This window comes from Promicromonospora sp. NPDC057488 (assembly GCF_042802395.1).
GTDB lineage: Bacteria > Actinomycetota > Actinomycetes > Actinomycetales > Cellulomonadaceae > Promicromonospora.
In genome coordinates this window covers 22,548-33,968 of the sequence record NZ_JBHVEG010000059.1, presented here as the reverse complement: position 1 = coordinate 33,968, position 11,421 = coordinate 22,548, and the positions used below count along the sequence as shown (strand labels likewise).

Genomic DNA, 11,421 nt, shown 5'->3' with positions numbered 1-11,421 from the left:
CCCGGCCAGCGGGCCGGGCGCCGCCTTCTCCAGCGGTTCGACTAGTACGACGCCGCCGCGGCCTTCCGCTGCGGCCACAGCGCGATGGCCAGCCCGGCCAGGACGCTCAGGGCGTGCAGCCCGTTGTCGGCCGCGTTGATGTTCAGGAAGTTGATGTCCGGGTTGCCCACGGCGAACAGGCCGTAGACGAAGGTGGCGCCGTACCCGGCCACGAGCAGCCAGCCGAACGTGCGCGCCCGGCCGAGCGTGGACGACAGGCTGATGCCGACGATCCCGATCAGCAGGTGCACGATGTTGTGCAGCGGGTTGATGGCGAACCCGAGCAGCGTCTGGCTGTGATCGTGCTCGGCGAACCCGCTGAACCCGGTCACGAGGAACCCCGCGGCTCCGACGAGCAGGTAGACCGCGCCGATGATGAGGGCGAGCCACTGGGACACCCCGCGCGTACGCGTCGGGGAGATGGACTGGGTCATGGCATTTCTCCGTTCTGTTCGGCGTCTGCCTCACAGACGGTTCGGAGCGGCGTCATGTCCGGATGGGTCCGGTTTCGGGAGGGCGCGCCCGGCTCCCGTGGCGAGTCCCGCACGCCCGGGTGAAGGTGATCGAGCACGTTCACCGACCGAAGGAGAGACGTCATGGGCATCGACGACAAGCTCAAGAACGCCGCCGAGGACGCCGCCGGCAAGGCCAAGGAGGCGGCCGGAAAGGTCACCGACAACGAGTCGCTGGAGGCCGAGGGCCAGGCCGACCAGGCCAAGGCGTCGCTCAAGAAGGCCGGCGAGAACGTCAAGGACGCCTTCAAGAACGAGGACTGAGTCCGCTCAGACGTCCTCGACGAGCCCCGCCTCGTACGCGAGGATCGCCGCCTGCACCCGGTTGCGCACCCCGAGCCGCGTCAGGATCGCGCTCACGTGCGCCTTGACCGTTCCCTCGGACAGGTGCAGGCGTGCCGCGACGGCCTGGTTGGCCAGTCCCTGGCCGACCAGGCCGAGCACCTCGGTCTCCCGCGGGGTCAGCACGCTCACCCGTTCGCCCGCCGTGCGCCGCCGGGCGGGTCGCCCCGTGCGGAACCGCGTGATCATCCGGTGCGCGATGCGCGGGGACAGGTACGCCGCTCCCCCGGCCACCGCGCGCACGGCGATGATCAGCTCGCGCGGGTCGGCGGCCTTCAGCAGGAACCCGACCGCGCCCTCGTCCATCGCGCGCGTCACGTAGTCGTCCTCGTCGAACGTGGTCAGCACCACCACCGCGACCTCCGGGACGGCCCGCCGGAGCTCGGCGGCCGCGTCGAGCCCGTCCATCGTGGGCATCCGGATGTCCAGCAGCACGACGTCGGGGCGGTGCAGCCGGGCGAGCTCGACAGCCTGGGCGCCGTCCCCGGCCTCGGCGACGACCTCGATCTCGGGGTCGGAGCCGAGGATCGCCGCGACGCCGACCCGCAGCATGGCGTCGTCGTCGGCCAGCAGGACCCTGATCACGGCTCCTCCCCCGCCGGGATGCGGGCGCGCACGGCGAAGCCGGCGCCCGTGGGGCCCGCGGCGAAGGTGCCGCCCACGACGCGCACACGCTCGGCGAGGCCGAGCAGGCCGGTGCCGCGGCTCGCCGGGCCCGTCTCGTGCACGCCCCCGGCGCTCGTCACCTCGACCCGGAGCCCACCCTCGTCCCGGCGCACGCGCACGGTCACCGGCGCGCCCGGCGCGTGCCGGGCCGCGTTGGTCAGGGCCTCCTGCACCACGCGGTGCGCGGCCTGCTCGGCCAGGCTCCCGGCCGTGCCCGGCACCGCCGCCGACACCGCGTCCGACGTCGTCTCCGGCCCGTCCTCCAGCCGCACGTCCAGCCCGGCCGACGCCGCCCGCGCCACGAGCGCGGCGATCGTCTCGTCCGGCGGCGCGAGCGGGCCGACGCCGTCCGCGCCGTCGCGGAGCGCGCCCAGCACGGCGCGCAGCCGGTCGGTGGCCTCCACGGCGGTCTCGCGGATCCCGGCGACCGCCGCGCGGTCCCCGGCGCGATCGGCGGAGGCCAGCCCCGGCGACACCTCCAGGGCGCCGGCACGCACCGCGATGAGCGCGAGGTCGTGGCCCACGAGGTCGTGCAGCTCGGTGGCGATGCGGGCCCGCTCCTCGGCGCGGGCGCTCCGGGCGACCAGCTCGCGCTCGCGCTCCAGCCGCGCCGCCCGTTCGACCGCGAGCCGGGCGAGCTCGGCCTGCTGCCGGCGGTTGCGGCCCGCCAGCCAGGGCGCGACGACGAAGACGGCCAGCAGCATCGCGCCCGTGGCGGCCGTGCCGAGGTCCACCGCCGCGAGGGCCGCCGTCACCACCGCCGCCCCGGCCAGCACCCACCGCGCGCCGCGCGCCCGCCGGTGCCGGCCGTGCAGGTACGCGAGCGGCGCGAGCAGGGGAAAGACGAGCTGCCGCCAGAGCGGGAGGTCGTCGGCCCCGATGCTGTTCAGCAGCGCCAGCAGGGCCAGGGCCGCGAGGCCGGCGCCGCCGGCCACGTCGGCGCGGTCCGGGCGGCGGTCGGTCACGTCGGCGACCCTACCGGGCGGCGGCGGGCCAGGTGCCCGAGCCGCGCCCCCAGCACGCCGATCCCCGCCAGCGCCGCGACCAGGAGCGTCAGCACCACCGGCAGCGCGAAGTAGGCCAGCGAGGACCACGGAAACGTGCGGCCGCCGGTGAGGAACGAGGCGAGCGCCGGCAGGAACGTGAGCACCAGGGCGGGCAGCACGAGCCAGGCCAGCCGGAGACCGGTGCGCCACCCCGCCCACCCCGCCCGGCGGGCGGCCCAGCGCGGCGCGCGGCGGACGCCCACGACGCCGAGCGCGGCGGAGGCGAGCAGCAGGGCGCCGAGCACCAGGTCGGCGGTGCGCGTGCCGTCGGCGGCGTCGGGGGTCTCGCCGCGGGTCAGCGCGACGAGCCCGTCCAGGGCGGTGCGGGTGACGTCGGTGAGGCCGGCGCCGTTGGTCATGACGGCGATGCCGTACCCGGTGCTCGGGTCGATCCACTCGACGGCGCGGTAGGTCATGACGAAGCCAGAGTGCCAGGCGGTGCCGTCGTCCTCGGTGTGCCAGCCCAGGCCGTACGCGCCGGCCGCGGACGGCGTGTGGGCGGCGTCGAGCGTGGCGGGCGCCACGAGCCGGGGGCCGTTCCCGGTCTGGGCGATCAGCCAGCGCCCCAGGTCGGCGGCAGTGGTGATGACGCCGGCGCTGCCGGTGTCGTCGAACCATGCTGGCTCCTGGCGCGGCAGCCACACGCCGAACAGCGAGCTGTAGCCGTCGGCCGGCCGGACGACGTCGTCGCGGGTGGCGGTGCCGGACATGCCGAGCGGCTCGAGCACCCGCTCGGCCAGGACGTCGCCGAACGTCTGCCCCGAGGCCACCTCGACGAGCCGGGCGGCGACGTCGAAGTTCACGTTGCAGTAGTGGTAGGCGGTGCCCGGGTCGGTGGCCAGGGCATCGTCGTGCAGGCGGGCGACGTAGTCGGTGCGGGACGTGGCCTCGGCGAGGTCGGCGACGTCGACCGTGGTGTCCGAGAACCCGGAGGTCTGGTCGAGGAGCTGCCGGACGGTGATCTCGTCGACGCGCGGGTCGGCCAGCTCCAGCTCGGGGAGCTGGCGGGTGAGCGGGGCGTCGAGGTCGATCGCGCCGTCCTCGGCCAGGACCAGCACGGCCATGGCGGTGAACGACTTGCTGACGGACGCGATCCGCATCGGGGTCTGGGCGGTGACCGGGGCGCCGGTGGAGTCGTGCCCGTACCCCGCGGCGTGGACCACCCGGTCGCCGTGCGTCACCACGGCGGACAGGCCGGGCACCCCCGAGGCCTCGCGGAGGTCGGCAAGGTAGGCGTCGATCGCCTCGGGGGTGGGCTCGCCCGTCGCCGCGGCGGCGGGGCCGGCGCCCGCCGCCGCGAGCCCGAGCGCGAGCAGCACGGCGGCGAGATGCCTGGTCAGGGGTGTTTTTTCCATGTGCCGCACGCTATGGACCGGCGCGGCCCCGGCACATCGGTCAGGTTGCCGGAGCACCCCTGACGAAAGTCATAGCCCGGCCAGCGTCGCGCGCGCCCCCACCCGGTGCAGGGAGTCGAGCGCGTCGAGGTACGGCTCGACGAAGCGCGGCTCCTGGACGAGCGACCCGAACAGCGCAGGGGCGCGCAGGAACGCCAGGCGGTCGGCGCGCTGGGACCGGGCGAGCGGGACCAGCCGGTCGGCGAGCCGGTCCACCACCTCGATCGGCTCTCCCCGCTCGTCGACCCCCTCGGCGTAGCGCGCCCAGCTCGCTACGACCGCCGCCGAGAGCGTGACCTCCCCGCCCGTGCGGAGCTGCTCGCGCACCAGGGGCACGAGGAACTTGGGGATGCGGTCCGACGTCTCGGCGCCGAGCCGGGCGAGGGTGTCGCGGACGGCGGGGTTGCCGAACCGCTCGATCAGCGTCGCCTTGTACTCCTCCAGGTCGACGCCGGGCACCGGCGCCAGGGTCGGCGTCGCCTCGCGGTCCATGAACCCGCGCACGAACCGCGCGAGGTCCGGGTCGGCCATCGCCTCGTGCGCGTACTCGTATCCCGCCAGGCGGCCGAAGTACGCCATGGCCTGGTGGCTGGCGTTCAGCAGCCGGAGCTTCATCAGCTCGTACGGCTCGACGTCGGCCACGAGCTGCACGCCCGCGTCCTCCAGCGGCGGCCGGCCGAGCGGGAACCGGTCCTCCAGCACCCACTGGAAGAACGGCTCGGCCACCACGGGCCAGCGGTCCTGGACGCCGAACCGCTCGGCCACGAGGGCCCGGTCCGCCTCGGTGGTGACGGGCGTGATGCGGTCGACCATCGAGCTGGGGAACGCGACGGCGTCGTGCACCCAGCGACCCAGCTCCGGGTCGCGCAGCCCGGCGAAGGCCGCGAAGACGGCACGCGCCATCTCGCCGTTGCCCTGCACGTTGTCGCAGGACATCACGGTGAACGGCGGCAGGCCGCGGGCCCGCCGTCGGGCCAGGGCCTCGACCACGTAGCCGAACACGGTGGCCGGGACGGCCCCGGGCCGGGCGTCGGCGACGACGTCGGGCGCGCTCGCGTCGAACGCGCCGGTGACCTGGTCGAAGTTGTAGCCGCCCTCGGTGATGGTGAGCGACACGATGCGGGTGTCCGGGTGCGCCATGCGCTCCAGCACGGCCTCCGGGTCGTCCGGTGCGAACAGGTACTCGACGATGCTGCCGACCACCCGGGCGTCGAGGTCGCCGTCGGCGTGCTTGGTCACCAGCGTGTACAGGCCGTCCTGGGGCAGCAGGGCGTCGCGCATCGCGGCGTCGCCGGGCAGCAGGCCCACGCCGCAGATGCCCCAGTCTCGGGCCTCGCCGCGGCGCAGCAGCTCGTCGACCGCGAGCGCCTGGTGCGCCCGGTGGAACCCGCCGACGCCGAGGTGCACGATGCCGACGCGGATGCCGGTGCGGTCGTACGGCGGGGCGGCGAGGTCGAGCATCGTCACTTGATCGCTCCCATCGCGAGGCCGCGGACGAGCTGCTTCTGCGCGATCCAGCCGGCGAGCACCACGGGCACGATCGCGACGGTGGCGGCGGCGGACAGGACGGCGAGGAACTGGCCGCGGCCGTCCACGAAGCTGGTCAGGAACGGCGGGGTGGGCCGGGCCACCTGGGCGGTCAGCAGGTTGGCGAGGAAGAACTCGTTCCACGCGAAGATGAAGCAGATCAGGCCGGCCGCGGCGACGCCGGGCAGCACGATGGGCAGCACGACGCGGAAGATCTCGGTGCCGAGGCGGGCGCCGTCGAGCTGGGCGGCCTCGATGACCTCGCGCGGCACCTCGGCGAGGAACGAGCGCATCATCCAGACGGCGATGGGCAGGTTGACGCCCACGTAGAGGATGGTGAGCCAGGTGATGTTGTCGAGCCCGCCCACGGACTGCAGCAGCAGGTAGACCGGGATGATCGAGGCCGCGACGGGCATGAAGCGGGTCGAGATGAAGAAGAACAGGGCGTCGCGCACGTTGGTCACGGGCCGGATGCTCAGGGCGTAGGCGGCAGGGATGGCCAGGGCGAGCACGAGGAGCGTGGACCCGAGGCTCGCGCTGAACGAGTTGATCAGGTACGGCAGCATGTCGCGGTCGAAGACGGCCTCGAACCGGTCGAGCGTGAGGTCGGGGGCGAACGTCGGCGGCGACGTCGCGGCCTGGTGCTCGGGCTTGAACGCGGTGAACACCATCCAGGCCACGGGGAAGAAGAACATGAGCACGAGCACCCAGGTGACCGCGGTGATCAGGGCCGCGCGCAGGCGCGAGGAGGTCATCGGTCGATCCCTTCCTTGGAGAAGACCTTGAACAGGGTCCGCAGCGCGACGGAGGCCACGACGATGGTGACGAGCACGGTCATCACGCCGTACGCGGCGGCCTCGCCGACCTCCAGGCCGACGAACGCCCGCTCGTAGAGCAGGTAGGACAGCGTCTTGGTGCCGCCGGTGCCGCGGGTCATGATGGCGATCGGGTCGAAGACCTGGAGCAGCATGATGGAGGCGAGCAGCACGGCGATCTCGACGTACTGCCGCAGGTGCGGCAGCGTGATCTCGCCGAAGGTGCGCAGCGCGCCGGCGCCGTCGACGGCGGCGGCCTCCAGCACGTCCTTGTCCTGGGCCTGCAGCCCGGCCAGCAGGATGAGCATGACGAACGGCGTGTACTGCCAGGTCAGCACCAGGATGATGGTGAGCATCGGCAGCTCGGTGTTCCAGGCGACGGGCGGCAGGCCCACCAGCCCGAGGCCCCAGTTGGCCATGCCGGTGGCGGCGTCGAGGATGGACCACTTCCAGATCAGGGCCGCGGCGGCGGGCATGACCAGGAACGGCGTGATCATCAGGGTGCGGGCCACGCCGCGGCCGAGGAACCGGCGGTCCAGGAGCACGGCGAACAGCATGCCGAGCAGCGTGGAGGCCACGACGGCGCTGCCGGTCACGGCGACGGTCGCGCCGAGCGAGGACAGGAACGAGCCGTCGCGCAGCACGCTCGCGTAATTGTCCAGGCCGGCGAACCCCCGGTCGCCGGGGCGCAGCATGTTCCAGCTCTGGAGCGAGTAGTAGATGGTCAGCAGGAACGGGATCTGGGTCAGCACGATCGAGGTGGCCAGCGCGGGCCACAGCAGGGCGCGCGAGACGGCCAGACGGCCTCGGCGCCCCGAGTCCCCGGCCGGCGTGGCGCCCGAGGGCCGCCGCCGGGTCGGGCTGGTCATGAGTGCGGTCATTGCGGCCCTCCTGGGCACCAGGCCCCGCACGACGGCGGGGCTGGGTGCGGGGAGCTCAGGCTCCCCGCACCCGGTTCCGGCTACTTCTGGGCGTCGCCCGCTTCCTGGGCGAGGTCCTGGGCGCGGTCGAGCACGGGGCCGAGCTCGCTGCGGCCGGCGAAGACGTCGGCGAGGTCCTGCGAGACCTGGTTGCCGAGGTCCTGGAACTCCGGGATGGTCACGTACTGGATGCCGGTCCACGACTGCGGCGCGACGCCCGGCTGCTCCGGGTTCACGGCGAGCATGATGTCCCGCGTGATGGGCGCGAACGCGGCCGCGGCCTCCTCGTACTCGGGGATCTCGTAGGTGGAGTTGCGGGCGCCCGGGGGCACGCGGCTCCAGCCGAGCTCGGTGCCGACGAGCTGGTGGTACTCCTTGCTGGTGGCCCACTTCACGAACTCGACGGCGGCGTCGCGGTTCTGCGTGGTCTCGGGGATCGCGAGGTTCCACGACCAGAGCCAGCCGGACTCCTCGGTCTCGACGACGGGCGCGTGCGCGTAGCCCATCTTGCCCGCGACCTCGGAGGACTCCGGGTCCTCCAGCAGGCCGGCGGCGACGGTGGCGTCCACCCACATCGCGGAGCGGCCCTGGCTCACGTTGTTCAGGCACTCGGTGAACCCGGTGGAGACCGGGTCGGCCTCGCCGGCGTCCGCGACGAGGTCCACGTAGAACTGCACGGCCTCCTCGAACTCGGGCTGGTCCACCTGGGCGTTCCACTCGGCGTCGTACCAGCTGCCGCCGAACGTGTTCACCACCGTGGTCAGGGGCGCGAAGACCTCGCCCCAGCCGGGCTTGCCGCGCAGGCAGATGCCGTCGACGTCGTCCGAGTCGACCTCGCGGGCGATGTCGGCGACCTCCTGCCAGGTGGGGTGCTCGGGCATGGTCACGCCCGCCTCGTCGAGCAGCTCCTTGTTGTACATGAGCATCGAGGACTCGCCGTAGAACGGGACGGCGTACAGGGAGTCGTCGACCGTCAGCGCGTCCTTGACGGGCTCGAACAGGTCGTCGACGTCGTACTCCGCGTCGGACTCCAGGTCGCCGCTCAGGTCCGTGAGCCAGCCGTTCTGCGCCCAGATCGGCACCTCGTAGGAGCCGACCGTGACGATGTCGTACTGCCCGCCGTCGGTGGCGACGTCCTTGGTGACGGCATCCCGGAGGTCGTTCTCCTCCATCTGGATGAAGTTCACCGTGATGTCCGGGTGGTCCTCCTCGAAGGCGGACTTGAGCTCCTCCATGTCCTTCATCTGGGGGTTGTTGACGGTGGCGAGCGTGAGCTCGACCGGGCCGCCGTCGGACCCGGCGGCGCCGCTGTTCCCGCCGCCTCCCGCACCGGCGCAGGCGGTCAGCGTCAGCGCGAGCGCCACGGCCGCGATGCCGGCGGGCGCGGCCTGACGGCGCGCAGTTCTCGTGAGCTTCATTGCTTCGACCCTTCTGGTCACGTCTGGTCACGTCGTCGTGAGGTGCACATCGTGGGCCGGGCCGTCAGGGGGGTCAACGAGCCCTATTCGAAACGTTCACCGGGTCTGTGGAATCGCACAGACCGGCCACTCTCAGGCGGCCGACGGCGGGGTGCCCCGGGGCGCAGCCGGGCCCGCCGGGTCCGGCGCAGGGCCAGGTTCTGGCGGGTTTCCGCCCCGTGCCCGGGTCGGGAACCGCATCCCGCACCGGGCACCAACTGCTCCGCGCAGGAGACCGATCGGTCAGGCCGCGCGGGCGGCCGGGCGCCAGGACGTCAGAGCGGCAGAGCGTCAGACCTGGACGATCTCCGCGCCCGCCGCGTGGAACGCGCGGGCCCGGGCCGCGCCGAGCTGGGTGCCGGTGATCATCGCCTCGAAGTCGTCCAGGCCGGCGAACCGCACGAAGCTCGTGACGCCGAACTTGTGGTGCGCCCCGATGAAGATCCGCCGCCGGCTCACCTCGATCGCGGCTGCCTTGACGCTCGCGACGACGGGGTCGGGCGTCGTCAGGCCGTCCTCGACGGTCACGCCGTTCGCGCCGATCAGCCCGAGGTCCAGGCGGAAGGTGCGCAGCATGTCGACGGCCGCGCCGTCCACGACGCCCAGCGTCTTGCCGCGCACCCGGCCGCCGATGATGATGACCTGCACGTTCGGCCGGGCCGACAGCTCGGTGGCCACCGGCAGCGAGGACGTGACCACGGTCAGCTCCCGGTCCTGCGGCAGGGCGCGCGCCGCCAGCAGCGGCTGGAAGCCCTCGTCCACGAAGATGGTGCGCGCCTCCCCCAGGCGCCGGGCCACCTCGGCGGCGATCCGCGCCTTCTCCTCCGGGAAGCTCTGCCAGCGCTGCGACAGCGCCGTCTCGAACGAGCTGGTCTCCACCGGGAACGCCAGCCCGTAGCTGCGCCGGATCAGGCCCTGCGCCTCCAGCTTGCGCAGCTCACGCCGCACGGTCTCCTGCGAGACGGCGAGCATGCGCGCGGACTCGCTCACCTCGATGCGGCCGCGCCGGCGCACCAGCGCCAGCAGCTCCTTGGAGCGCGGGCTCTGCGGGTCGGCCGCCACCGAGGGCGCGTCGACGTCCGGTGTCGCCTCGGGTGTCGCGGCGTGCACCGTCGCCCTGTCTCCCGTCGTCGGGCCCACGGCCCAGAGTCTGCCGGGAACGACCGGTTTTCGGAAGGCACTTCACCCGGCGAGCAGCGCACCTCGCGCGGCGCCCGCCAGGGCCTCGGCCAGCTCCTCGACCCGCTCCGGGTCGGCCGGGATCTGGGGCGTGGCCACCCGCAGCCACGCGGGGCGTGGCGGCGTGACGAACGTGCGCGACGACGGCGTCAGCACGATCCCGCGCGCGCCGAGCTCGACGAGGGCCTCGTCCTCGTTCTCGGCGCGCAGCCACAGCACCAGGCCGCCCGGCGGCGTGGCGGTGCGCACGTCGCGGGCCGCGAGCGCCCGCGCGAGGTCGCGGGCGCGGTCGGCGTACCAGCGGCCGGAGTCGGCGACGAGGGTGCCGACGCTGGGCGTGGCCAGCAGGTAGGCCAGCGCGTTCTGCAGGATGCGGCTCTGCGCGAGGATGCCGTGGCTGCGCAGGCGGCGCACGCCGAGCACCACGTCGCGGGAGCCGCCGACGACGGTGGTGCGCAGGTCCAGGCCGAAGGCGCGGCAGAACGAGGTGATCCGCACGACGCGGCCGGGCAGCAGCGCGCCGAGGCTCGGCGGGCGGACGGGGGCCAGCGGCCCGAGCACGTCCTCCTCCAGCACCCAGGCGTCCGGGGCGTGCTCGGTCAGCACGGCGGCGAGCTCGGCCAGGCGCGCCGTGGTGACGCCGCCCTCCAGGGAGAACTCCCCGCCGGGCTGGTAGACGAACGTCCGGGCGCCCGCGGCGAGCGCCCGCTCCAGGGCGTCGGGCAGCGGGCCGGCGGCGTCGGAGGCGACGCCGACGACCTCGAAGCCGACGGAGCGCAGGTTGCCGATGGTGCCGGAGACCGCTGGCTCCTGGACGGCGATGAGGCCGCCGGGCGCGGTGGCGGCCTCGGCGGTGAGCAGCGTGGCCTCGCCGGCGCCGCTGACGGTGACCCACTCGGCGGCGTCGAACGGCCAGTCCTGGCGCACGGCGTCCAGCAGGGCCGGGGTGATCGCCTCGCGGCGCAGGGAGTTGGTCTGGGGTTCGCGCAGGCTGTGCGCGAAGGCTTCCAGCAGGTCGGGCAGGCGGTCGGTCGTGGGGTGCGCCGAGGAGAGGTCCACGGAGGACCAGCCGGCGAACACCGGCGTCTCGCCCGCGCGCGGCCAGGTGGGCGCGCCCGTCGGGCCGGCCACGATGGTGCCGCCGCGGCGGCGCGTGGTCACCAGGCCGCGGTCGACCAGCAGCGACCAGGTGCCGGCCACGGTGGAGCGGCCCAGCCCGGAGGCGTGGGCGACCTCCTCGATGGTGGGCAGCCGGGTCCCGGGCGCCAGCACGCCCTGCTCGATCCACTCGGTGAGCTGCTCGGCGAGAGCCGGGCCGGACACCCCGCGCACCGAGGCGATCAGATCGGTCGGCGTGGCCGGGGTGGTCCCGGCGGCGTCGGGTCCTGTGGTCGTCATCGCCCCTCGTTGCTCGTTCGGTAACTCGTTCGCGGCCTGCCCGGAAGATCCCGGGCTCTTATCATCCAGATGTATATCCGGCACTCGCACCTTAGTCTCATCAGGCGGACGGCGGGGACATCGGCT

At 73.8% G+C, this 11,421-nt stretch carries 11 protein-coding genes; 1 reads left to right on the top strand and 10 read right to left on the bottom strand.

What is annotated here, in order from left to right:
* Positions 1 to 41: 41 nt before the first annotated feature.
* Positions 42 to 473, bottom strand: a complete 432-nt coding sequence (locus ACFU5G_RS14235; protein WP_377245467.1) for a DUF4383 domain-containing protein — start codon at positions 471 to 473, stop codon at positions 42 to 44.
* Between the two features lie 162 nt (positions 474 to 635).
* Between ACFU5G_RS14235 and ACFU5G_RS14230 the strand changes: the two genes are divergently transcribed.
* Positions 636 to 815, top strand: a complete 180-nt coding sequence (locus tag ACFU5G_RS14230) for a CsbD family protein (RefSeq protein ID WP_377245464.1) — start codon at positions 636 to 638, stop codon at positions 813 to 815.
* 6 nt (positions 816 to 821) lie between these two features.
* On the opposite strand, the gene ACFU5G_RS14225 is transcribed toward ACFU5G_RS14230, so the two are convergent.
* The 9 genes from ACFU5G_RS14225 to ACFU5G_RS14185 all read right to left on the bottom strand — a co-directional run bounded on the left by ACFU5G_RS14225 (position 822) and on the right by ACFU5G_RS14185 (position 11,295).
* Positions 822 to 1,478, bottom strand: a complete 657-nt coding sequence (locus ACFU5G_RS14225; RefSeq protein ID WP_377245461.1) for a response regulator — start codon at positions 1,476 to 1,478, stop codon at positions 822 to 824.
* Positions 1,475 to 2,524 carry a sensor histidine kinase gene (locus tag ACFU5G_RS14220; RefSeq protein ID WP_377245458.1) on the bottom strand — a complete coding sequence of 350 codons (1,050 nt, stop codon included), beginning with the start codon at positions 2,522 to 2,524 and terminating at the stop codon, positions 1,475 to 1,477. Before ACFU5G_RS14220 ends, ACFU5G_RS14225 begins: the two co-directional genes overlap by 4 nt.
* Positions 2,521 to 3,960: a serine hydrolase domain-containing protein gene (locus ACFU5G_RS14215; RefSeq protein WP_377245455.1), complete on the bottom strand. Its 1,440-nt coding sequence runs from the start codon at positions 3,958 to 3,960 to the stop codon at positions 2,521 to 2,523. Before ACFU5G_RS14215 ends, ACFU5G_RS14220 begins: the two co-directional genes overlap by 4 nt.
* A gap of 69 nt (positions 3,961 to 4,029) precedes the next feature.
* Entirely contained in the window at positions 4,030 to 5,460 is a 1,431-nt protein-coding gene (locus tag ACFU5G_RS14210; protein WP_377245473.1) for a mannitol dehydrogenase family protein, read from the bottom strand.
* Positions 5,461 to 5,462: 2 nt separating this feature from the next.
* On the bottom strand, positions 5,463 to 6,281 hold the full coding sequence (locus ACFU5G_RS14205) for a carbohydrate ABC transporter permease (RefSeq protein WP_377245452.1): 819 nt from the start codon (positions 6,279 to 6,281) through the stop codon (positions 5,463 to 5,465).
* Positions 6,278 to 7,222 (bottom strand): carbohydrate ABC transporter permease, encoded by a 945-nt coding sequence (locus tag ACFU5G_RS14200; RefSeq protein WP_377245449.1) that lies wholly within the window; start codon positions 7,220 to 7,222, stop codon positions 6,278 to 6,280. Before ACFU5G_RS14200 ends, ACFU5G_RS14205 begins: the two co-directional genes overlap by 4 nt.
* A gap of 80 nt (positions 7,223 to 7,302) precedes the next feature.
* The gene (locus ACFU5G_RS14195) at positions 7,303 to 8,679 is read right to left on the bottom strand and encodes an ABC transporter substrate-binding protein (RefSeq protein WP_377245446.1); all 1,377 of its coding nucleotides are present in this window, start codon (positions 8,677 to 8,679) and stop codon (positions 7,303 to 7,305) included.
* Positions 8,680 to 9,009: 330 nt separating this feature from the next.
* Positions 9,010 to 9,858: a DeoR/GlpR family DNA-binding transcription regulator gene (locus ACFU5G_RS14190; protein ID WP_377245443.1), complete on the bottom strand. Its 849-nt coding sequence runs from the start codon at positions 9,856 to 9,858 to the stop codon at positions 9,010 to 9,012.
* A 42-nt stretch (positions 9,859 to 9,900) separates the two neighbouring features.
* Positions 9,901 to 11,295: an aminotransferase class I/II-fold pyridoxal phosphate-dependent enzyme gene (locus tag ACFU5G_RS14185; RefSeq protein WP_377245440.1), complete on the bottom strand. Its 1,395-nt coding sequence runs from the start codon at positions 11,293 to 11,295 to the stop codon at positions 9,901 to 9,903.
* Positions 11,296 to 11,421 lie beyond the last annotated feature (126 nt).